The 22,043-nt window shown below is 68.3% G+C and carries 16 protein-coding genes and 3 rRNA genes; 14 read left to right on the forward strand and 5 right to left on the reverse strand.

From position 1 onward, the window contains the following. The first annotated feature begins 181 nt into the window (after positions 1 to 181). The 11 genes from JJ691_RS00005 to JJ691_RS00050 all read left to right on the forward strand — a co-directional run bounded on the left by JJ691_RS00005 (position 182) and on the right by JJ691_RS00050 (position 14,181). Positions 182 to 1,698 (forward strand): 16S ribosomal RNA (locus JJ691_RS00005). Between the two features lie 358 nt (positions 1,699 to 2,056). After that, a 23S ribosomal RNA gene (locus tag JJ691_RS00010) occupies positions 2,057 to 5,173 on the forward strand. Positions 5,174 to 5,277: 104 nt separating this feature from the next. Then, positions 5,278 to 5,394, forward strand: a 5S ribosomal RNA gene (gene rrf / locus JJ691_RS00015). Together the 16S, 23S and 5S rRNA genes form the textbook arrangement of a ribosomal RNA operon. A gap of 193 nt (positions 5,395 to 5,587) precedes the next feature. Beyond that, positions 5,588 to 7,945, forward strand: coding sequence for a hypothetical protein (locus JJ691_RS52010; RefSeq protein WP_249227592.1), 2,358 nt, complete (start codon positions 5,588 to 5,590; stop codon positions 7,943 to 7,945). Then, the gene (locus JJ691_RS00025) at positions 7,942 to 8,940 is read left to right on the forward strand and encodes an HAD-IIA family hydrolase (protein ID WP_211766716.1); all 999 of its coding nucleotides are present in this window, start codon (positions 7,942 to 7,944) and stop codon (positions 8,938 to 8,940) included. The genes JJ691_RS52010 and JJ691_RS00025 overlap by 4 nt, the downstream gene beginning before the upstream one ends. A gap of 82 nt (positions 8,941 to 9,022) precedes the next feature. Next, positions 9,023 to 9,154, forward strand: coding sequence for a hypothetical protein (locus JJ691_RS52855; protein ID WP_256449348.1), 132 nt, complete (start codon positions 9,023 to 9,025; stop codon positions 9,152 to 9,154). Between the two features lie 4 nt (positions 9,155 to 9,158). Beyond that, complete coding sequence (locus tag JJ691_RS00030) at positions 9,159 to 9,965, forward strand: TlyA family RNA methyltransferase (RefSeq protein WP_211766717.1); 807 nt, start codon at positions 9,159 to 9,161, stop codon at positions 9,963 to 9,965. Continuing rightward, positions 9,962 to 10,873: an NAD kinase gene (locus JJ691_RS00035; RefSeq protein ID WP_211766718.1), complete on the forward strand. Its 912-nt coding sequence runs from the start codon at positions 9,962 to 9,964 to the stop codon at positions 10,871 to 10,873. The genes JJ691_RS00030 and JJ691_RS00035 overlap by 4 nt, the downstream gene beginning before the upstream one ends. A gap of 83 nt (positions 10,874 to 10,956) precedes the next feature. After that, positions 10,957 to 12,747 (forward strand): DNA repair protein RecN, encoded by a 1,791-nt coding sequence (gene recN / locus JJ691_RS00040; RefSeq protein ID WP_211766719.1) that lies wholly within the window; start codon positions 10,957 to 10,959, stop codon positions 12,745 to 12,747. Between the two features lie 19 nt (positions 12,748 to 12,766). Continuing rightward, complete coding sequence (locus JJ691_RS00045) at positions 12,767 to 13,216, forward strand: DinB family protein (RefSeq protein WP_211766720.1); 450 nt, start codon at positions 12,767 to 12,769, stop codon at positions 13,214 to 13,216. 2 nt (positions 13,217 to 13,218) lie between these two features. Next, positions 13,219 to 14,181 (forward strand): LacI family DNA-binding transcriptional regulator, encoded by a 963-nt coding sequence (locus JJ691_RS00050; protein WP_211766721.1) that lies wholly within the window; start codon positions 13,219 to 13,221, stop codon positions 14,179 to 14,181. Here JJ691_RS00050 and JJ691_RS00055 read toward each other — a convergent pair. The 3 genes from JJ691_RS00055 to JJ691_RS00065 form a co-directional block, all read right to left on the reverse strand. Next, positions 14,101 to 15,261, reverse strand: a complete 1,161-nt coding sequence (locus tag JJ691_RS00055; RefSeq protein ID WP_211766722.1) for an MFS transporter — start codon at positions 15,259 to 15,261, stop codon at positions 14,101 to 14,103. The two genes, JJ691_RS00050 and JJ691_RS00055, sit on opposite strands and share 81 nt — an antisense overlap. 105 nt (positions 15,262 to 15,366) lie before the next feature. Continuing rightward, positions 15,367 to 15,888 carry a winged helix-turn-helix transcriptional regulator gene (locus JJ691_RS00060; RefSeq protein WP_211766723.1) on the reverse strand — a complete coding sequence of 174 codons (522 nt, stop codon included), beginning with the start codon at positions 15,886 to 15,888 and terminating at the stop codon, positions 15,367 to 15,369. A gap of 77 nt (positions 15,889 to 15,965) precedes the next feature. Continuing rightward, entirely contained in the window at positions 15,966 to 16,568 is a 603-nt protein-coding gene (locus JJ691_RS00065) for a TetR/AcrR family transcriptional regulator (RefSeq protein ID WP_211766724.1), read from the reverse strand. A 162-nt stretch (positions 16,569 to 16,730) separates the two neighbouring features. Between JJ691_RS00065 and JJ691_RS00070 the strand changes: the two genes are divergently transcribed. Continuing rightward, on the forward strand, positions 16,731 to 18,194 hold the full coding sequence (locus JJ691_RS00070; protein ID WP_211766725.1) for a class I adenylate-forming enzyme family protein: 1,464 nt from the start codon (positions 16,731 to 16,733) through the stop codon (positions 18,192 to 18,194). Here the strand turns inward: JJ691_RS00070 and JJ691_RS00075 are convergent. Together JJ691_RS00075 and JJ691_RS00080 are read right to left on the reverse strand one after the other, a co-directional pair. Further along, the gene (locus tag JJ691_RS00075; protein ID WP_211766726.1) at positions 18,173 to 18,913 is read right to left on the reverse strand and encodes a MerR family transcriptional regulator; all 741 of its coding nucleotides are present in this window, start codon (positions 18,911 to 18,913) and stop codon (positions 18,173 to 18,175) included. The two genes, JJ691_RS00070 and JJ691_RS00075, sit on opposite strands and share 22 nt — an antisense overlap. 107 nt (positions 18,914 to 19,020) lie before the next feature. Next, positions 19,021 to 19,602 (reverse strand): hypothetical protein, encoded by a 582-nt coding sequence (locus tag JJ691_RS00080; protein ID WP_211766727.1) that lies wholly within the window; start codon positions 19,600 to 19,602, stop codon positions 19,021 to 19,023. Between the two features lie 262 nt (positions 19,603 to 19,864). Here JJ691_RS00080 and steA point away from each other — a divergent pair, with 262 nt between their 5' ends. Continuing rightward, complete coding sequence (gene steA, locus JJ691_RS00085; protein WP_211766728.1) at positions 19,865 to 21,049, forward strand: putative cytokinetic ring protein SteA; 1,185 nt, start codon at positions 19,865 to 19,867, stop codon at positions 21,047 to 21,049. Continuing rightward, entirely contained in the window at positions 21,046 to 21,978 is a 933-nt protein-coding gene (locus JJ691_RS00090; RefSeq protein WP_211766729.1) for a copper transporter, read from the forward strand. Before steA ends, JJ691_RS00090 begins: the two co-directional genes overlap by 4 nt. The last annotated feature ends 65 nt before the right edge of the window (positions 21,979 to 22,043 follow it).

Genomic DNA, 22,043 nt, shown 5'->3' on the forward strand with positions numbered 1-22,043 from the left:
AAACACCAAAGCCCCCGAACGCGGCTTGAAAGAGCCTAGTGACGGTGTGCGTGTGTTCTTTGAGAACTCAACAGCGTACTGTAATAGCCAGTAACAATGAATAACCCCTTAGTGGGTTCCTTTGAGATGGTTACTGAACTGGATTGATGCCAGTTTGTACTAGTCTCGATCAACACAATCCTTATTGGAGAGTTTGATCCTGGCTCAGGACGAACGCTGGCGGCGTGCTTAACACATGCAAGTCGAGCGGTAAGGCCCTTCGGGGTACACGAGCGGCGAACGGGTGAGTAACACGTGGGCAACCTGCCCTGCACTCTGGGATAAGCCCGGGAAACTGGGTCTAATACCGGATATGACCTCTGATCGCATGATCGGTGGTGGAAAGTTCCGGCGGTGCAGGATGGGCCCGCGGCCTATCAGCTTGTTGGTGGGGTAGTGGCCTACCAAGGCGACGACGGGTAGCCGGCCTGAGAGGGCGACCGGCCACACTGGGACTGAGACACGGCCCAGACTCCTACGGGAGGCAGCAGTGGGGAATATTGCGCAATGGGCGAAAGCCTGACGCAGCGACGCCGCGTGAGGGATGACGGCCTTCGGGTTGTAAACCTCTTTCAGCAGGGACGAAGCGCGAGTGACGGTACCTGCAGAAGAAGCACCGGCTAACTACGTGCCAGCAGCCGCGGTAATACGTAGGGTGCGAGCGTTGTCCGGAATTATTGGGCGTAAAGAGCTCGTAGGCGGTTTGTCGCGTCGACTGTGAAAACCTACAGCTTAACTGTGGGCTTGCAGTCGATACGGGCAGACTTGAGTTCGGTAGGGGAGACTGGAATTCCTGGTGTAGCGGTGAAATGCGCAGATATCAGGAGGAACACCGGTGGCGAAGGCGGGTCTCTGGGCCGATACTGACGCTGAGGAGCGAAAGCGTGGGGAGCGAACAGGATTAGATACCCTGGTAGTCCACGCCGTAAACGGTGGGAACTAGGTGTGGGGGGCTTCCACGTCCTCCGTGCCGTAGCTAACGCATTAAGTTCCCCGCCTGGGGAGTACGGCCGCAAGGCTAAAACTCAAAGGAATTGACGGGGGCCCGCACAAGCGGCGGAGCATGTGGATTAATTCGATGCAACGCGAAGAACCTTACCTGGGCTTGACATGCACTGGAAACCAGTAGAGATATTGGCCCCCTTGTGGCCGGTGTACAGGTGGTGCATGGCTGTCGTCAGCTCGTGTCGTGAGATGTTGGGTTAAGTCCCGCAACGAGCGCAACCCTCGTTCCATGTTGCCAGCGCGTAATGGCGGGGACTCATGGGAGACTGCCGGGGTCAACTCGGAGGAAGGTGGGGATGACGTCAAGTCATCATGCCCCTTATGTCCAGGGCTTCACACATGCTACAATGGCCGGTACAAAGGGCTGCTAAGCCGTGAGGTGGAGCGAATCCCATAAAGCCGGTCTCAGTTCGGATCGGGGTCTGCAACTCGACCCCGTGAAGTCGGAGTCGCTAGTAATCGCAGATCAGCAACGCTGCGGTGAATACGTTCCCGGGCCTTGTACACACCGCCCGTCACGTCACGAAAGTCGGTAACACCCGAAGCCCGTGGCCCAACCCGTGAGGGAGGGAGCGGTCGAAGGTGGGACTGGCGATTGGGACGAAGTCGTAACAAGGTAGCCGTACCGGAAGGTGCGGCTGGATCACCTCCTTTCTAAGGAGCACCCAACGCTTGGTTCGTCTCGGACCTTGCGGAGGACCACCAACCAGAGCGAACGTCTTTGGGGTGGTTGCTCATAGATGTGGATGCTGGCTAGAAGCAACAGGACCTGCGGTCTGGGCCTGCTAGTACTGCTCGCAAGAGCGTGGAACGCGGCACTGGATGGTGAGGTTGGGGTTGTCAGTACGCTGTTGGGTCCTGAGGGAACACGCGATCGTGGTGTTGCTTCAAACCACAGGGTTCGACCTGAGTGCAAACCGGCCACCAGCATGGTGGAGCAAGGTGCCTCGCGAATAGGTTGGGCTTCCTGGTTGTTCTTTGAGAACTACACAGTGGATGCGAGCATCTTTGTGGTCAAGTTGTGAAGAGCACACGGTGGATGTCTTGGCACCAGGAGCCGATGAAGGACGTAGGAGGCTGCGAAAAGCCTCGGGGAGCTGCCAACCGAGCTGTGATCCGAGGGTGTCCGAATGGGGAAACCCGGCCTCAGTCATGTGGGGTCACCCGCGCCTGAATATATAGGGCGTGTGGAGGGAACGTGGGGAAGTGAAACATCTCAGTACCCACAGGAAGAGAAAACAACCGTGATTCCGTGAGTAGTGGCGAGCGAAAGCGGATGAGGCTAAACCATGGACGTGTGATACCTGGCAGGGGTTGCGTTTGTGGGGTCGTGGGACGTTGCTTGCTTATGCTGCCATGTAAGCGCAGAGTCAGAAAACAGTGTGTTAGTGGAATGGGTTTGGGAAACCCAACCGTAGAGGGTGATAGTCCCGTACGCGAAAACATGCTGTCTCTGTTGTGATGTTCCCAAGTAGCAGCGAGCTCGTGGAATTTGCTGTGAATCTGGCGGGACCACCCGCTAAGCCTAAATACTCCCTGGTGACCGATAGCGGACTAGTACCGTGAGGGAAAGATGAAAAGTACCCCGGGAGGGGAGTGAAAGAGTACCTGAAACCGTGTGCTTACAATCCGTCAGAGCCTCCTTTGCAGGGGTGATGGCGTGCCTTTTGAAGAATGAGCCTGCGAGTTAGTGGTACGTGGCGAGGTTAACCTGTGTGGGGTAGCCGTAGCGAAAGCGAGTCCGAATAGGGCGTTTTAGTCGCGTGCTCTAGACCCGAAGCGGGGTGATCTAGCCATGGCCAGGGTGAAGCGCGGGTAAGACCGTGTGGAGGCCCGAACCCACCAGGGTTGAAAACCTGGGGGATGAGCTGTGGTTAGGGGTGAAAGGCCAATCAAACTCCGTGATAGCTGGTTCTCCCCGAAATGCATTTAGGTGCAGCGTCGTGTGTTTCGTGGTGGGGGTAGAGCACTGGATGGTCTAGGGGGCCTACAAGCTTACCGAAATCAACCAAACTCCGAATACCATTACGTGAGAGCGCGGCAGTGAGACTGCGGGCGATAAGGTTCGTAGTCGAGAGGGAAACAGCCCAGAACACCAGCTAAGGCCCCAAAGTGTGTGCTAAGTGGGAAAGGATGTGGGGTCGCCCAGACAACCAGGAGGTTGGCTTAGAAGCAGCCACCCTTTAAAGAGTGCGTAATAGCTCACTGGTCAAGTGGTCCTGCGCCGACAATGTAGCGGGGCTTAAGCACACCGCCGAAGCTGTGTCATTCGCACATGAGACAGGCCAAGATTTCGGTCTTGGTCCAGTTGTGTGGATGGGTAGGGGAGCGTCGTGTGGGGGATGAAGCGGCAGGGGAACCTAGCCGTGGACACTACACGAGTGAGAATGCAGGCATGAGTAGCGAATGACGAGTGAGAAACTCGTCCGCCGGATGACCAAGGGTTCCTGGGCCAGGCTAATCCGCCCAGGGTAAGTCGGGACCTAAGGCGAGGCCGACAGGCGTAGTCGATGGACAACGGGTTGATATTCCCGTACCCGTGTAAACGCGTCCATGGTGAGGCTAGTGATGCTAACCGCCCGCGAAAGATGGAGCCTTCGGGCGAAGTCTGGAGTGCGCGGGATCCGATCTAGTAGTAGTCAAGCGATGGGGTGACGCAGGAAGGTAGCTCCGCCAGTCAGTGGTAATACTGGTGTAAGCGTGTAGGCTGTCAGGGTAGGCAAATCCGTCCTGATGTGTAGGCTGAGACGTGATGCGTAGCCGATTGAGGCGAAGTAGAGTGATCCTATGCTGTCGAGAAAAGCCTCTAGCGAGTGTTTATGCGGCCCGTACCCCAAACCGACACAGGTGGTCAGGTAGAGAATACCGAGGCGTTCGGGTGAACTGTGGTTAAGGAACTCGGCAAAATGCCCCCGTAACTTCGGGAGAAGGGGGGCCGAGGGACTTGAAGCCCCTTGCGGGCTAGGGTTTTTCGGCCGCAGAGAGCAGCGAGAAGCGACTGTTTACTAAAAACACAGGTCCATGCGAAGTCGTAAGACGATGTATATGGACTGACGCCTGCCCGGTGCTGGAACGTTAAGGGGACCGGTTAGTCCTTTGGGGCGAAGCTGAGAACTTAAGCGCCAGTAAACGGCGGTGGTAACTATAACCATCCTAAGGTAGCGAAATTCCTTGTCGGGTAAGTTCCGACCTGCACGAATGGCGTAACGACTTCTCGACTGTCTCAACCACAGGCCCGGTGAAATTGCATTACGAGTAAAGATGCTCGTTTCGCGCGGCAGGACGGAAAGACCCCGGGACCTTTACTATAGCTTGGTATTGGTGCTCGGTTCGGCTTGTGTAGGATAGGTGGGAGACTGTGAAGCTGGCACGCCAGTGCTGGTGGAGTCGTCGTTGAAATACCACTCTGGTCGTTCTGGGTGTCTAACCTCGGACCGTGATCCGGTTCAGGGACAGTGCCTGGTGGGTAGTTTAACTGGGGCGGTTGCCTCCCAAAGGGTAACGGAGGCGCTCAAAGGTTCCCTCAGCCTGGTTGGCAATCAGGTGTTGAGTGCAAGTGCACAAGGGGGCTTGACTGTGAGACTGACGGGTCGAGCAGGGACGAAAGTCGGAACTAGTGATCCGGCCATGGCTTGTGGAAGCGTGGTCGCTCAACGGATAAAAGGTACCCCGGGGATAACAGGCTGATCTTGCCCAAGAGTCCATATCGACGGCATGGTTTGGCACCTCGATGTCGGCTCGTCGCATCCTGGGGCTGGAGTAGGTCCCAAGGGTTGGGCTGTTCGCCCATTAAAGCGGTACGCGAGCTGGGTTTAGAACGTCGTGAGACAGTTCGGTCCCTATCCGCCGTGCGCGTTGGAGATTTGAGGAAGGCTGTCCCTAGTACGAGAGGACCGGGATGGACGGACCTCTGGTGTGCCAGTTGTCCCGCCAGGGGCATGGCTGGTTGGCTACGTTCGGAAAAGATAACCGCTGAAAGCATCTAAGCGGGAAGCTTGTTCCAAGATGAGATCTCCTGCCTCCTTTGAGAGGGTAAGGCCTCCTATAGACGATGGGGTTGATAGGCCAGAGATGGAAGCTCTGTAAGGGGTGGAGTTGACTGGTACTAATAGGCCGAGGGCTTGTCTACAAAGACGCTTCGCATCCACTGTGTGGTTCTGAAGGAACCAACCGGCATGACCGGGAGACCCGTAGGGGTTTCTGGGTGGTGTGTGGTGGTTTTCTTCATAGTGTTTCGGTGGTGTTAGCGGAGGGGAAACGCCCGGTCCCATTCCGAACCCGGAAGCTAAGCCCTCCAGCGCCGATGGTACTGCACTCGTGAGGGTGTGGGAGAGTAGGACGCCGCCGAACTTAACTTGGGACGCCCCTTGTCTGCGGCAACGCGGACAAGGGGCGTTTCGCTGTGTTCCCGATAGGGGACTTCGGTCCCCACACCCCCGACCTGGGGCCGGCGCGGCCCGTCCCCAGACCCCCGGATCGCTGAGTAGCGGCTACCGTGTTATTGGACCGGTCTATGGGGTCGGTCGTGTCTAGGAGGTTTGTAGTGTCCAGGTTCGGGCAGCGTCCCGGCGATCGTGACGGCGGTCAGCGTGACCGTCAGCAGCGCACCGGCGGCCATGGATCAGGTGAAGGCCGGGGGCAGCAGCGCGGCGCCGGCGAGCGGCGGTCGTTCGGCGACCGTCAGCAGGGCGCGCCCCGCCAGGACCGTGGCGGCAGCTGGTCCCGGGACAACAACACCGACCGCGGCGGCAACCGCGGCGCCGGTGGCGGCTACCGCGACCGCAACAACGACCAGCGTGGTGGCAACAGCAGCGGCGACCGGCCCCGTTGGAACAGCGATCGGGACAACCAGCGCTCCGGCGGCGGCTACCGCTCCGGCTCGGGTGACCGCCCCCGCTACAACAGCGACCGCGGTGACCAGCGCGGCGGCGACCGCCCGCGTTTCAACAGCGACCGCAACGATCAGCGTGGTGGCGGCGACCGGCCCCGTTTCAACAACGACCGCGGCAATGACCGGCCTCGCTACAACAATGACCAGCGCGGTGGCGACCGGCCGCGTTTCGGCAGCGACCGCAATGACCAGCGCGGTGGCGGCGACCGCCCGCGCTTCAACAATGACCGCGGTGGCGACCGGCCCCGGTACAACAACGACCGTGGTGGGGATCGCCCGCGCTACAACGATGACCGGGGTGGGGACCGCCCGCGGTTCAACAGCGATCGCGGCAACGACCGTCCTCGGTACAACGACCGGGACAGCGAGCGGCCGCGCTACAACAGCGACCGTCCCCGCCAGAACGACCGCGACGGCGAGCGCCCCCGCTACAACAACAGTGGCGACCGGCCGCGCTTCGGGGATCGGGACCAGCAGCGTGGTGGCGGCGACCGCCCGCGCTACAGCAACGATCGTGGTGGCGACCGTCCCCGCTTCGGTGGAGACCGCGACCAGCGCGGTGGCGGCTACCGCAGCGAGCGCTCCGGCGATCGGCCGCGGTCCAACGACCGCAACGACCAGCGCGGCGGGGACCGTCCGCGCTGGAACAGCGATCGGGACAACCAGCGCTCCGGCGGCGGCTACCGCTCGGACCGCGCCGGCTCCGGCGACCGCCACCCCCGTTTCAACAACAACAGCAACAACGAGCGCAACAACCAGCGCAGCGGCGACCGCCCGAGCTACGGCGATCGGGACCGGCGCTTCAGCAACGACCGCGGCGGCGACCGGTACGGCAACGACCGGATCAACAACCGGGACCGGGACGACGTTCGTGACGGCGCCAGCAGCCGGCCGCAGCGGCCGTCCAAGTTCGACCGTCCCAAGCGGTTCGACGGCGAGCGCAAGCCGCGCACGGCACAGGTCCAGCGTGAGCAGCGGCACCAGCGGCCCCGCGACTTCGACGAGCGTCCGCCGCTGCGCGCGGTCGCTGACGGCGAGCCGGTCGAGGAGCTGGAGATCGCCGAGCAGGCCGAGGCCGTAGAGGCCGCGGCGGCGCAGGAGCGCGCCGAGGTCGAGACCGCGAAGGTCGACGCGACCGAGCGCGAGGCCGACGAGGCTGACACTGACGAGTCGGAGCTTGAGGACGAGGCCGACGACGAGGACAGCGCCGAGCAGGACGAGGCCGACGACGAGGGCGCGCAGCAGGACAGCGACCGCGTCCAGAGCCGGGACCGCGCCGAGTACGACCAGGACCGGCCGCGGACCGACCACAACGGTGCGCCGGAGCTGCCGGAGGGTGCCGTCTCCTCGGCGCTGGACCCCGAAGCCCGGATGGAGCTGCGCAGCCTGCCGAAGGCGCTGGCCGACGTGGTCGGGGCGCATCTGGTGGCGGCCGGCATGCTGGTCGATGAGGAGCCCGAAGAGGCCCTGGCCCACGCCCGGTACGCCCGCACCAAGGCGGCCCGGGTCGGTCTGGTGCGCGAGGCGGCGGGCCTGACGGCCTACCACGCTGGCGAGTGGGCCGAGGCGCTGTCGGAGCTGCGGGCCGCGCGCCGGATGAGCGCCGGTCCGGGGCACCTGGCCGTGATGGCGGACTGCGAGCGGGCGCTGGGCCGCCCGGAGCGGGCGCTGGACCTGGCCAAGGAAGCCGACGTCAAGCAGCTGACCAAGGCCGAGCAGATCGAGCTGCGCATCGTGGCCGCCGGAGCCCGCCGTGACATGGGCCAGCTCGACGCGGCGGTGGTCGCGCTCCAGGGCGACGACCTCGACCCGGCCAAGCACGAGCCGTGGAGCGCCCGCCTGTTCTACGCCTACGCGGACAACCTCGCGGCGGTCGGCCGCACCGAAGAGGCCATCCGCTGGTTCATGCAGGCCGCCGAGTTCGACGACGAGGAGGAGACCGACGCCTCCGAGCGGGCCATCGAGCTGAGCCAGGACGAGTCGAGCGAGAGCGGCGAGGAGCAGGAGTGACCGAGGCGGATCTGCTGGCCACGTACGACGCGCTGCTGCTCGACCTCGACGGCACCGTCTACCGCGGCGGTGAGGCCGTGCCCGGCGCGGTCGAGGCCATCAAGGCCAGCCGCGAGCGGGGCGCCGGCATCCGCTACGTCACCAACAACGCCTCGCGCAAGCCGGCGAGCGTCGCGGCGCACCTGAACGAGCTGGGCTTCCAGGCCGCCGACGAGGAGGTCAGCACCAGCTCCCAGGCCGCCGCGGCGGTCCTGGCCGAGCACGTCGCCCCGGGCGCCCTCGTGCTGATCATCGGCACGCAGACGTTGGCCGACGAGGTCACGGCCGTCGGCCTCACCACGACGCGGACGTTCGCGCCCGAGGTGGCGGCGGTCGTGCAGGGCCATTCGCCCGACACCGGCTGGAGCGACCTCGCGGAAGCGGCGATGGCCATCCGCAACGGCGCGTTCTGGGTGGCGTGCAACATCGACGCCACCCTGCCGACCGAGCGGGGCCTGTTGCCGGGCAACGGTTCCATGGTCGCCGCCCTGCGCACCGCCACCGACGTGGAGCCGGCTGTGGCCGGCAAGCCGGCGCGGCCGCTGATGGACCAGGCGATCCGGTCCGCCGGCGCGAGCAAGCCGCTCGTCGTCGGCGACCGACTCGACACCGACATCGCCGGGGCCACCGCCGCCGAGCTGGACGCGCTGCTGGTGCTCACCGGCGTCGCGACCCCGGCTCAGGTGCTCCAGGCGCCGGCCGAACTGCGGCCCCGCTACCTGTCGGCCGACCTGTCCGGCCTGCTGCTGCCGCTGTCCGAGGTGGAGATCGGCAAGCAGCCCGGCTGGGACGTCGCGGTCGGCGACGGCGAGCTGACCGTCACCGGATCCGGCGATCCGCTGGCCCTGCTGCGCGCCCTGTGCGCCACCTGGTGGCCGGCCGGCGGCGGCCCGGTGACCGTGCGCGCCGGCGATGACGCCTCGATGGCCGCCTTGGGTGCCCTGAATATCGGCTAGCGTTGTACAGAGTCACACGAGTTACTCCTTCCGGGAGCAAGAGATGACCCAGCCGCCAGTTCCAGGGCCGCCGTCCTCACCTATGGCGACGATCGACTACGCCGTCGCGAGGCTCGCGGAACTGGACACCCTCGACGTCGCCGAGCACCCGGCGCGGTTCGAGGCGGTCCACGCCACGCTGACCGACGCGCTGTCGGCCATCGACGGGTTCTGACGCCGTGACCCGCAGGGCGCGGCTGGACGCCGAGCTGGTCCGCCGAGGACTGGCCCGGTCCCGGGCGCACGCATCCGAACTGGTGGCCAACGGCCGGGTCACCGTGCGCGGCACGGTGGCGACGAAGGCGGCGACGGCTATCGAGGCCGACACGCCGGTCATCGTGCGCGAGGACGACGACGACCCGAACTGGGCCTCGCGCGGCGCGTACAAGCTGGTCGGCGCGCTGGACGCGTTCGACATCCCGGTCGAGGGCCGGCGCTGCCTGGACGCGGGCGCGTCCACCGGCGGCTTCACCGACGTGCTGCTGCGCCGCGGCGCCCGCGAGGTGGTCGCCGCCGACGTGGGCCGCGGCCTGCTGCTGTGGCGGCTGCAGACCGACGACCGGGTCGTGGTTCTGGACAAAACGAACGTGCGGGCGTTGAACCCGGAGCTGACCGGTGGCGTCGTCGATCTCGTGGTCGCCGATCTCTCCTTCATCTCCCTCGGCCTGGTGCTGCCCGCCCTGCTGTCCTGCACGACCGAGGACGGCGACATCGTGCCGATGGTGAAACCGCAGTTCCAGGTGGGCAAGGACAACGTCGGCCCGGGCGGCGTGGTGCGCGGCGGCCGGCTGCGCGCCCAGGCCGTGCTCGGCGTGGTCGGCGAGGCCGCCGAGCTGGGGCTGCGCCTGCACGGCGTGGTGGCCAGCCCGCTGCCCGGCCCGTCCGGCAACGTCGAGTACTTCGTGTGGCTGCGGCGCGGTGAGCCGCTGCCCGAGGAGCAGGCCGCGGAACTGGTCGCCGCCGCGGTCCGGGAGGGGCCGAAATGACGCAGCTCAACGTGAACGGCGACCGGGAGATCCTGCTCGTCGTGAAGACCGGCCGGCAGACCAACCTGCGGCTGGCCGAGAAGGTCGCGGGCCAGTTCGCCGAGGCCGGCATCCGGCTGCGCGTCGTCGAGGACGAGGCCGCCGACCTGGACCGCTCCTGCTACGCCGAGGTCGCGCCGGCCAGCACCGCCGCGGTCGGCACCGAGCTGGTGTTCGCCCTCGGCGGCGACGGCACGCTGCTGCGGGCCGCCGAACTGGCCCGCCCGTTCGGCACCCCGGTGCTGGGCGTCAACCTGGGCCGGGTCGGCTTCCTGGTCGAGGCCGACATGGACGACCTGGACGAGGCCGTGCAGCGGGTGATCGACCGCAGCTACCACGTCGAGGAGCGGATGACGCTGGACGTGGCGGCGCAGGTGCAGGGCGAGGTCATCGCCCACACCTGGGCGCTCAACGAGGCCAGCGTGGAGAAGAGCAGCCGGGAGCGGGTGCTGGACGTGGTCGTCGAGGTCGACGCCCGCCCGGTGTCGGCCTTCGGCTGCGACGGTGTGTTGTGTGCCACACCAACCGGGTCGACGGCCTACGCGTTCTCGGCCGGCGGTCCCGTGGTGTGGCCGGACCTGGACGCCCTGCTGGTGGTGCCCAGCAACGCGCACGCCCTGTTCGCCCGGCCGTTCGTGGTGTCGCCGAGCTCGGTGGTGGCCTTCGAGATCGACCCGCACGGGCACCCCGCGGTGCTGTGCTGCGACGGCCGTCGGCTGGTCGAGCTGCCCGCAGGCACCCGCGTCGAGGTGGCCCACTCCAGCACCCCGGTCAAGCTGGTGCGGCTCAAGCAGGACCCGTTCTCGGACCGACTCGTGAACAAGTTCGCCTTGCCGGTGCAGGGATGGCGCGGCCCGGTTCTCGACTGACCAGCCCGTTCGGGCTGGCGGCGCTGACCGGTTTGGCCCGCCCCGGTCGTGGAACGTCAGGGGTTGGCACTAGTGTTCGACCTGTGCTGATCGAGATGCGTATCCAGGGTCTGGGCGTGATCGATGAGGCCAGCATCGAACTCCACCGGGGTTTGACGGTGGTCACGGGCGAGACCGGTGCCGGCAAGACGATGGTGGTCACGGGCCTGCACCTGCTCAGTGGCGGGCGCGGCGAGGCTTCGCGCGTCCGCACCGGGGTGGAGCGGGCCGTGGTCGAGGGCCGCTTCCACACGCCGGCCGGTAGTCCGGCCGCGGAGGTCGCGGCCAACGCGGGGGCCGATCCCGACGAGGACGGCAGCCTGATCGTGGTGCGCACGGTCAGCACCGACGGCCGGTCCCGCGCACACCTGGGCGGCCGCTCGGTGCCGGTCGGGGTGCTCGCCGAGATCTCCGAGCAGCTGATCGCCGTGCACGGCCAGAACGACCAGCTGCGGCTGGCCCGGCCGACCGAGCAGCGCGCCGTGCTGGACCGGTTCGCCGGCGACGCGGTGGCCGATCCGCTGAGCCGGTACAAGCAGCTGCGCGAGCAGTGGGTGGCGGTGTCCACCGAGCTGGTCGAGCGCACCGAGAAGTCGCGGGAGATGGCCCGCGAGGCCGACCTGCTCAAGCATGGCCTGGCCGAGATCGAGGCCGTCGACCCGAAGCCGGGCGAGGACGAGGAGCTGCACGCCGAGGCCCGCCGGCTCGCCGACGTGGACCAGCTGCGCGAGGCCGCGCAGGGCGCGCAGTACTCGCTGAGCGGCGCGGCCGAGGTGGAGGTCGAGGCGGTCGGCGCGCTGGGCATGATCGCCGAGGCGCGGCGCCGGTTCTCGGGGACCGAGGACCCGAAGCTGCGGGACCTGGAGCCCCGGCTGGCCGAGGCGTCGGTGCTGCTCACCGACGTGGCCACCGAGCTGGTCGGCTACCTGGAGTCGCTGGACGCCGACCCGGCCCGACTGGAGCAGGTGCTGGCCCGGCAGCAGGAGCTCAAGCAGCTGACCCGAAAGTACGCGGCCGACATCGACGGCGTGCTGGAGTGGGCCCGGGTGTCGCAGGAGCGGCTGGCCGGGCTGGACACCTCCGAAGAGGCGCTGGCCGAGCTGGCCCGCCGTCGCGACGAGCTGGCCAAGCAGCTGGCCGAGGTGGCCAAGGAGGTCACCGCCGAGCGTACGGCTTCGGCCGAGGACCTGGGCAAGGCCGTCACCGAGGAGCTCGCCGGCCTGGCCATGGCCCAGGCCAAGGTGGAGGTCGCGGTGCTGCCGCGGCTGGCCGAGCCGGACGACGCGGTGGCGCTCGACGTGGACGGCCAGCGGCTGCACGCCGGCCGTGAGGGCGTCGACGACGTGGAGCTGCGGCTGATGCCGCACCCGGGGTCGCCGGCGCTGCCGGTGAACAAGGGTGCGTCCGGCGGCGAGCTCTCGCGGGTGATGCTGGCGCTGGAGGTCGTGCTCTCGCACGCCGACCCGGTGCCGACGCTGGTGTTCGACGAGGTGGACGCCGGGGTCGGCGGCCGGGCCGCGGTCGAGGTCGGCCGCCGGCTGGCCCGGCTGGCCCGCAGTCACCAGGTGATCGTGGTGACCCACCTGCCGCAGGTCGCGGCCTACGCCGACCGGCACATGGTGGTGAGCAAGGTCGCCGAGGGCGGCCTGACCAGCAGCGGCGTCAAGGTGCTGGACGAGTCGGAGCGGGTGGTGGAGCTGGCCCGGATGCTGGCCGGCCTGGACTTCACCTACACCGGCCGGGCCCACGCCGAGGAGCTGCTGGACGCCGCCCGCACCGACAAGAAGGCCGACGAGCCGGTGCGCAAGTCGCGCAAGAAGGCGGCCAAGTCGTAGCTGCTGTGAAGGGGGAACCATGGGGAGCATCGACGACCTGGTCTCGCTGTCGGACCACGCGTGGCAGCGCCTGCGGGACCGGATGGCCGGCCTGATGGACGCCGAGCTGCGCTGGCGGCCGGCGGCCGGGGACCCGGACATCTCGCTGGAGTGGCGGCTCAAGCACATCGCCAGCCTGCTGTCGGCGGACCGCAACGCGGTGTGGCTGGACCAGACGCCGCCGTCCACCCAGCTGCCCGAGGCGCGGGACGCCGTGCAGACGCTGGACCAGCTCGACGCGGCGTACGCGTTGTGGCGCAAGGTGTTGACCAACTGCACCGAGGAGTCGCTGGATCGGCCGATCGGGCCGCGGGCCGGCTTCTACGCCAACGACACCCGGCGCTCGTTCGTGCTGCACATCCTGGACGAGCTCATCCACCACGGCGCGGAGGCCGCGCTGCTGCGGGACCTCTACGGCCACCGGTCCTGACCGTGGCCCGGCCGACCCTGGAGGACGTCGCCCGGCTGGCCGGGCTGTCCCGGTCGACCGTGTCCCGGGTGATCAACCGCCAGCCCGGGGTCGCGCCCGCGCACCGGCGGCTGGTGCAGGAGGCCATCGTCGAGCTCGGCTACCGCCCGCACCTCGGGGCGCGTGCGCTGGCCTCCGGCCGGGCCGACACCCTGGACCTGGTGATCCTGGATGACGATCCGGAGGCGTTGAGCGCCAACCCGCATTACGCCCGGGTCATCGCCGGTGTGGTGAAGGCGTTGGCGGGCAAGGACGTTCGGCTGGAGATCCGGCTGAAGCCGACGGCTTGGCCGGGAGCGGCCGGGACCGGGCTCGGCGCCATGCTGGTCAACGTTCCGCCCGAGCTCGCTCAACAGCTCCGCCGCGGCTACGGCTGGGTGGTGTCGATGGGCCGGTCCGCGTCGCGGGTGTCGTCCATCGAGCCCGACAACGCCGACGGCGGGCGGCTGGCCGTCGACCATCTCTACCGCGCCGGCCGCCGGCGGATCGCGGTGATCGGCGGACCGGAGAGCAACCCTTGTGCCGTTGACCGCGGCGAAGGCGGCCTTCGTGCCATCCGGGAGGCCGGCCTGGAACCGTTGATGTGGCCCGGGGACTTCACCATGGCCACCGCGGAGCGGGCGACGCGGCGGCTGATCGCCGAGCATCCCGACGTGGACGCCGTGTTCGCCGCCTGCGACATGACCGCCGCCGGTGCGCTGCGGGCGTTGGCCGCGAGCGGTCGGCGGGTGCCCGACGACGTGGCGGTGGTCGGCTTCGACGACGGAGTCATCGCCGCGTCCGCGGGCCTGACCTCGGTGCGGCAGACCGTGGAGGAGAACGCCGCGCTGGCCGCGCGGATGGTGCTAGCCCGCGAGTGCCGCCGGGTCACGGTGCCGGTGTCGTTGACGGTGCGCGAGAGCAGCGGACAACACGGCGACGCCTAGCCCGCCGGCGGCCATCGCCGCGCCCACCCAGCTCGTGGCGACATAGCCGTCGGCGGTCGCCGCGAGGCCGGCGAGGTAGGCGCCCGAGGCGTTGCCGAGGTTGAACGCCGCCACCGCCGCCGAGGACGCCAGCGTGGTGCCGCCGCCCGTGGCGATCACGCGGCTGGTGAACGCCGGCACCGTCGCGAACGCCACCACCCCCAGCAGGAAAAGTGTTATCACCGAAGGGAATTCGGCGAAGACCAGCAGCAGCGCGGCCAGGATCGTGAGCAGCGTGATGATCGTGCCCATCAGCCGCCAGTCCGCCGCCCTGGCCCCCAGCCAGTTGCCGATCACCAGTCCCACGCCGAACACGACCAGCAGCCACGACAGGTCGCCCGGCGCGTAGCCGGCCAGCGAGGTCATGATCGGCGCGATGAACGTGTACGGGGCGTAGACCGCGCCGAAGCCGAGGGCCGTCATCGCCAGCGCAAGCCACAGTTGCGGCCGGCGGAACACCGACCCGTCGCTGCTCGCCGCGAGGGCCGGCATTGGTGGCACCAGCGCCGCGATTCCCGCCATGCCGGCCACCCCGAGGCCGGCGATCACCCAGAACGTGACCCGCCAACCCCACTGCTGGCCCACGAACGTGCCCATCGGCACACCGACCACTGTGGACAGTGTCAGCCCGGTGAACATCGCCGCGATCGCCCGGGCCCGGCGCTTCTCGTCCACCAGACCCGCCGCCGCCAGCGAGCCAACACCCAGGAACGCCCCGTGGCACAACGCCGCCAGCACCCGGCCCAGCAGCAGCACCCCGAACCCCGTCGCCACCGCCGACGTCACGTTGCCCGCGATGAACAACACCAGCAGTCCCAGCAACGCCTGCTTTCTCGGCATCCGCTGCACCGCCATCGTCACCAGCGGCGCTCCCACCACCACGCCCAGGGCGTAGCCGGACACCAGCAGGCCCGCCGTCGGAACGCTCACTCCCAGCTCCGCCGCCAGTTCCGGCAGCAGTCCCGCGATCACGAACTCCGTGGTGCCAATGGCAAACGCGCTCACCGCCAGCGCCGCCAGCGCCGCTCCCGTCCTGCTCACAATGGCCAACCGCACACCCGGGAGCGCTCCCACCTCAAGGGGCGAGCCTCAAGATCAAGGCTCCGATCCGCTCGTTCAACGAGAGGAAGGGGCCCTTCATGACGTTCAGCCGGTGATGGGGTCCAGCAGGCGGTGGGGGTGGGCCAGGGCTCGGGTCACCACGTCGGCGTCGGTGTCCAGCGGGGCCGCACCGGGACCGGTCGTGACCAGGTAGTCCCTGACCGCCAAGGACTTTCCGCAGTCCTGGCAGACACCGGCCAGGTTCACCTCGCCGTTGTCGTCGGCGTGCCGGAAGTGGCGGCGGGGTCCCCGAGGGGCGTAGTGCTTGTCACCCCAGGCGACCAGGGTACGCAGCACCGGGAAGAGCTCGATTCCCTTGTCGGTCAGGCGATACAGCTCACGGCGGCCGGGGCCGGGAGACTTGGTCAGCACGCCGGACCGGACGAGCAGGGAGAGCCGTTCGCTCAGGATGGCGCGGGGAATCCTCAGGTGCGCGGCGAAGTCGGCGAACCGCTGCACACCGTAGAAGGCGTCCCGCACGATCAGCAGCGTCCAGCGCTCGCCGACGATCTCCAGACTGCGCGCCAGCGAGCAGTCCTCCGCGGTGTAGTCCCGTGTTGTCGCCACGGGCCGAAGTCTATCCCCGTTAGGTTCACTATACGAACCTAGCGGGCGGCGGGTGTGGGGCTGGGCCGGCGGCGCGGTCAGTGGCGGATCATGCGGAAGCCAACGTCGACGACCTCCTCGAAAGACCGTTCGGGGTTCTCGGCGGCGAGGCGGGTGGCGGTCTCCAGCACGCCGAGGGCCGCGTCGGCCAGGAGGGGGGCGATCACGTCGGCGTCGGCGTCGTCGGCCAGGCGGCCCCGGATGAACTGCTCGATGTCGCGCAGCCACTTGATGCGGTTCTCGTAGGCCTGTCCCAGCACGACCCGGGAACTCAGCATGATCTTCGTGTAGGCCAGCGTCTCCTCGCGGCTGCTCTCGTCCATCTCGGCGGCGTGGGTCAGGATGGCCTGGCGCAGGGCTCGGGCCGGCGACTTGGCCCGCTGCTGCTCCAACACGGCCAGGAACGACCGGCGGCGCTCCTCGTCGTCGACGGTGAGCACGTCCTCCTTCGCGTTGAAGTACCGGAAGAAGCTGGCCCGCGACACGTCGGCGCGGTCGGCGATGTCGTCGACCGTGGTGGCCTCGTAGCCCTGGGTGGCGAACAGTTCGAGGGCGGCCGTGCGCAGCGCGCGCTTGGCCATCAGCTTCTTGCGTTCCCGCAGGCCCAGTCGCGGCTGCTCGTCGGTCTCGGTGCTCGGCATGGTCGGAGCCTACCGTCGGCGGTGTCATTTGACACCCGAGTCTCAGCTTGGGTGAGACGGGCCACTCTTGTGAGATTCGAATTTCTGTTGATACTCTCGTCTCAGTTGTTGGCGCTGACCCGAGGAGCGCCGTTCTGGCGAACTGAAGAAAGGAATCGAACCATGTCCTGGTACGTCACCAGCACCTTCGAGCGCCTGAACGAGCACTCCGGGAACATTGCCCTGCTGCACAAGGGAAACCCCGTCAGCTACGACGACCTGCGCGACAACACGTACCGCGTCGCCCGCGCGCTGCGCCGGGCCGGCCTGGGTCATGGCGACGGCATTGTCGTGGTGGCCGGCAACACCCCGGCGGCCGTGGTGGTTCGCCTCGCCGCGTACCTGCTCGGGTTGCGTGTCACGCCGTTGACGCCCGAGGCCGTCGAGAACCCGTTGGCCGCCAAGCACATCCTGGCCGACGTGGACGCCACGGCGCTGGTGTGCGAAGCCGCGCTACCAGCGACGGCAGGTATCCGAGTTATCCTCGAACTCGACGAACTGCTCACGACGGCCCAGCAGGAATCCGCCGACCCGATGCCGACGGCAGCGACCGAGGACGACGTGTGCCGGGTGCAGTACACCAGCGGCACCACCGGGCAGCCGAAGGGCGTGCCGACAACCTGTCGCGGTCTCGGCGACGCGACGCGTGCGTGGGAGGCGAGCGGGGCTCTGCCGCCGGGAATGCGGCTGGTGCTGGCGTCGCCGCTCGCCGCGGGATCCGGGGACATCGCGCTCAACCTGTTGCGCGCGGGCGGAACCGTGGAGCTGCTGGACGGCTTCGACCCGGCTGGCTTCGCCGAGGCGGTGCGCCGCGCGCCGCTGGCCATGACGTACCTGTACCCGTCGTGGATCTACCGCCTGCTCGACCACCTCGAAGCCGCCGGGGAGCACCTGGAGAGCCTGAAGTTCCTGGTCTACGGCAGCGCGCCGATCCTGCCGGAACGCCTGCGGCAGGCCGTGGCCGAGTTCGGCCCGATGATGCTCCAGACCTATGCGAGCACCGAGGTGCCGGCCATCGCCGCGCTGGGACCGGAGGACCACGCGCTGGGCGTCACGTCACGCCCCGAACTGCTGGCCTCGGTGGGACGTCCACTGCCCGGTGTCACGGTGGAGGTGCGCGGTGGTGAGATCGGCGAGATCTGGGTTCGCAGTGCCGCGGCGATGCCGGGCTACTGGCGTCGACCCGACCTCACCGCCGATGTCATCGACGATGGTTTCGTGCGCACCGGCGACCTCGGACGGTTGACCGCTGACGGCTATCTCCACCTCGTGGGCCGGGTGAAGGACATGGTCATCGTCGACGGCGTGAACCACTACGCCGCGCCGATCGAGGACTGCCTGGCGACGCACCCCGCCGTGGCCGACGCGGCCGTGGTCGGTGCGCCCGACCAGCGGACGGGCGAGGCGATCCACGCCTTCGTCGTGCTGCGCCGCGAGGTCACGGCGGACGAACTGCGAGCCCTGGTCCACACACAGGTGGCCCGGGGCCCGCAGCTCGCCACCGTGACGGTGCTGCCGGAACTGCCGCTCACCGCCGCCGGCAAGGTCGACAAGAAGGCGCTGGCCTACAGGTTGCGGTCGGCGTAGACCTTCATGGCGTCCCGCACCAGCTCGGCGGTGCCGGCGCCGTGGCGGTCGTAGTTCTGGCTGAAGCGGGGATCGGCCACGTACATCTCGCCCAGCCCGACGAAGTACGGCTTGGTGACGGTGGCCGCCACCCCGATCCAGTCCCGCAGGCGCTTGGTGATGGCCTGCACGACCTCGCTGTCCGCGGCCAGCCCGGCCTGGTGCGCCCGGCCGTAGTCGGCCGCGATGTCCAGCTGCCGCTGCTGGTGGGCCCGCTTGTCCTCCTCGGACAACGAACTCCACCACTGGTCGCCCTTGTCGTAGGCGTCCTTGCCCCAGCGTTCGATCACCTCCTCCTTGTGCTGGGTGTGATCGAAGCCGTCGAATACCTCCTCGGCCATCAGCTGCTGGCCCCCTTCCGTCTTCTCCAACGTGGTCCGCACCGAGGCGATCTGGCGGGTGATCCGCTGCCGCTCCTGCTCCAGCAGGTCGAGATGGGCGCGCAGCGCGGCGGCGGTGTCCCGCTGGCCGGCCAGCACCTCGGCGATGGCCGGCAGTCCCAGCCCCAGCTCCCGCAGCAGCAGGATCCGCTGCAACCGGACAAGCGCGTCCTGGTCGTAGTAGCGGTAGCCGTTGCTGCCGACGCGGCTGGGGCTGAGCAGCCCGATCTCGCCGTAGTGACGCAGGGTCCGGCTGGTGGTGCCGGCCGAGCGGGCGATGTCCTGGATCGACCACTCCACCGCTTGCCCTCCTGATCTCGTTCGGTGTGAAAACCACGGTAGAAGTTGACGCAACGTCAATGTCAACGTTTTGGGTCTGATCGTTCTGGGGTCTGAGCGTTCCGGGTCTATGCGTGGGGCAGCAGGCTCAGCGCCCTCGCGCTGTCCGGATCGGACAGTCCATTCGGCTCACCCAGTGCCAACGCATGCGCCTCGGTCGGGCCGACCGGCAGCGGCCGCCGGGCCACCTGAAGGTCAATGTGGCTCAGCGTGGCCAATTCCGCGGCCAGCGCCGTGCTTCCGTCCGCGTCCGGGTGGCGGGCAAGCGCTTCCAGACACAGCGGGTCACCGCCGGTCGCGTCGTACCGAGCCCGCGGCGGGTGCCGGACCAGATGGCGGGCCCGGTTCGCCCGGTCGCGCTCGACATCGATGGCATCCTGGCCGTCCTCAGTGTCCATGGTGGACAGACCGTCGTCGGACAGCACGCCGAACGCCACGTGCCGCTCGTACTCGCCGGCCCGCCCGGACACCATGGTGACACCGCCGTCCCGGGCCGGCGCGGCGAACTCGGCCAGCGGGCGGGTCTCGCCCACGCCGGGCCCGCCGGTCCGGCGGACGAACTGGGCGGTGCCGAGACCGGGGGCGAACAGCTTGCCCCGCAACAGATCCACTTCGCGCCGACGGCCGACGAACGGCGTCCCGATCACCACGGAAAAGACGCTATCGGGGACCGTCCACTCTGGTACCGCCGGAAAGAGTGATCTTGAAACGGCCATTGTGTCCAATGTGGCTGACCTGCGCTGTGAGGAGAATGTGAGGGTTCTCCGGCGCCGGTTCTGTCAGGCGCTGCCCGTTGCCGTGCGTGCAACTTGCGTGCCGCACAGGAAAAACTCACCCGTACCGGTTGACCTTCCGGCACCAACGCGGCGTGGCGAACGGGTCAACGCGTTGGGCTGAGTGACCATCGAGGACATGAAGCTCACCGGACTGCTGTCGCGGACACATGAAGTGCTGCCAGGGGTCACCGGTGTGGCCAGGGTGGACCGCCGCACCGACGACCTGCTGCGCCGCGTGGGGCCGGGCGACATCGCCGTGCTCGACGCGCTCGACCTCGACCGCCGCACCGCCGAGGCGCTGATCGCCGCCGAAGTGGTCGGCGTGGTCAACTCGGCGCCGTCCATCTCCGGGCGGTTCCCCAATCTCGGCCCCGAGGCGCTGCTGCACGCCGGTATCCCGCTCATCGACGACGTCGGCTCGGGCGTGCTCAGCGCGATCAAGGACGGCACCAAGCTGCGGCTGCACGAGGGCGTCGTCTTCCACAACGAGCGCGAGCTCGCCCGCGGCGTGGCGCAGACCCCGGAATCCGTGGCCGACCAGCTGATCGAGGCCAAGGCCGGGATGTCGGCCCAGCTGGAGGCGTTCTCCGCCAACACGATCGAGTTCCTGCGCCGGGAACGCGGCCTGGTGCTGGACGGCCACGGCGTGCCCGAGCTGTACGTGCCGATGCGCGGCCGGCAGGCCCTGGTCGTCGCGCCGGGCTACGGCCACGTCGACGACCTGCGCCGGGTGCGCAAGTACATCAAGGAGTTCCGGCCGGTGCTGATCGGCGTGGACGCCGGCGCGGACACGCTGATGGACGCCGGCCTCACGCCCGACGTCATCGTCGGCGACCCGGACGGCATCAGCACCGACGCGCTGCGCGCCGCCACCGAGGTGGTGCTGCCGGCGCAGGCCGACGGGCACGCGCCCGGTCTGGAGCGGATCCAGGACCTCGGCATCGGCGCGGTGACCTTCCCGGCCACGGCCAACGCCGAGGACCTGGCTCTGCTGCTGGCCGAGGCCCACGGCGCCGGCCTGGTCGTCACCGTCGGCTTCCAGGCCACCCTGCGGGAGTTCCTGGACCGCGGCACCGGCGGCTCCATCCCGTCCACCTTCCTCACCCGGCTGAAGCTGGGCAGCAAACTGGTCGACTCGCACGCGGTCGCCGAGCTGCACCGGTCCCGGGTGTCCGCGGGCACCGTGCTGCTGCTGGTGCTCGCCGTGGCCGCGGCGGTCGCGGTCGCGCTGCTGGTGTCCGACGTCGGCAGCGTCTACCCGGCGCTGCTGACCGGCGCCTGGCACAACTTCGTCAGCTGGCTTGGGGGCCTGTTCGGATGATCTCGTTGCGCAATCACGTCGTGTCCATCGCCGCGGTGTTCCTGGCGCTCGCCGTCGGCGTCGTGCTCGGCTCCACCTCGCTGAGCAACCGGGTCCTCGGCGGCCTCGCCGACGACCGGGCCAACCTCAGCAAGCAGGTGGCCGACCTCCAGTCCAAGCAGACCGACCTGTCCGGCCGGCTCACCGACGCCGACCGCTACGCGCTGGCCACCGGCCCGCTGGCGGTGCGCGGGGCGCTGGACGGCAAGTCGGTGGTGCTGATCACCACCGCCGACGCCAAGTCGAACGACCGGGACGGCGTCGCCGGCCTGCTGCGGGCGGCCGGCGCCACCGTCGCCGGCGAGCTCCAGCTCACCGACGCGTTCACCGACCCGACCAAGTCCGACCAGCTGCGGTCGCTGGTGACCCGGCTGCTGCCGGCCGGCGTGCAGCTGCCCACCGCGGCCGACCCGGGCACCCTGGCCGGCGGGCTGATCGGGCCGCTGCTGCTGCTCGACAAGACCACCGGCAAGCCGCAGGCCTCGCCCGACGAGACGGCCGCGGCGCTGACCGGCCTGGCCAGCGGCGGCTACGTCCGCCAGGGCCAGGGCCTGCACGCCGCGCAGCTGGCGTTGGTGATCACCGGCGGTTCCGTCGGCGGCGACGCGGCGGCCGACCGGGCCGCGGTCATCGCCCGCTTCGCCACCCAGGTGCAGCGCTCCGGCGCCGGCACCGTGCTGGTCGGCCGCACCGGCTCGGCCGACAACTTCGGCCCGCTGTCCGTGGTCCGGGCCGACGGGCCGGTGCTGTCCACCGTGGACGACGTGGACAGCCCCGCCGGCCAGGTCGTCACCGTGCTCACGATGCGTGACGCTGCGGCCGGCAAGGTCGGCAGCTACGGCACGGCCGGCAACGCGCAGGCCCCGGCACCGACATCCGCGACGGGGTGAGCTGCTACTGTGAAATCCCGTGGAAAGGCAGGTCGGCCCAGCCGGCGGCCTACGTTCGGACCAGT

The sequence above is a fragment of the Kutzneria sp. CA-103260 genome, assembly GCF_018263855.1.
Taxonomy (GTDB): Bacteria; Actinomycetota; Actinomycetes; order Mycobacteriales; family Pseudonocardiaceae; genus Kutzneria.

Excerpts from the sequence above, each read along its gene's own strand:
- JJ691_RS52855 (WP_256449348.1), top strand. The coding sequence starts at position 9,023 with ATGGCGACGATCGACTACGCCGTCGCGAGGCTCGCGGAACTGGACACC.
- JJ691_RS00035 (WP_211766718.1), top strand. The coding sequence starts at position 9,962 with ATGACGCAGCTCAACGTGAACGGCGACCGGGAGATCCTGCTCGTCGTG.
- JJ691_RS00045 (WP_211766720.1), top strand. The coding sequence starts at position 12,767 with ATGGGGAGCATCGACGACCTGGTCTCGCTGTCGGACCACGCGTGGCAG.
- JJ691_RS00090 (WP_211766729.1), top strand. The coding sequence starts at position 21,046 with ATGATCTCGTTGCGCAATCACGTCGTGTCCATCGCCGCGGTGTTCCTG.
- JJ691_RS00065 (WP_211766724.1), bottom strand. The coding sequence starts at position 16,568 with ATGCCGAGCACCGAGACCGACGAGCAGCCGCGACTGGGCCTGCGGGAA.
- steA (WP_211766728.1), top strand. The coding sequence starts at position 19,865 with ATGAAGCTCACCGGACTGCTGTCGCGGACACATGAAGTGCTGCCAGGG.
- JJ691_RS00070 (WP_211766725.1), top strand. The coding sequence starts at position 16,731 with ATGTCCTGGTACGTCACCAGCACCTTCGAGCGCCTGAACGAGCACTCC.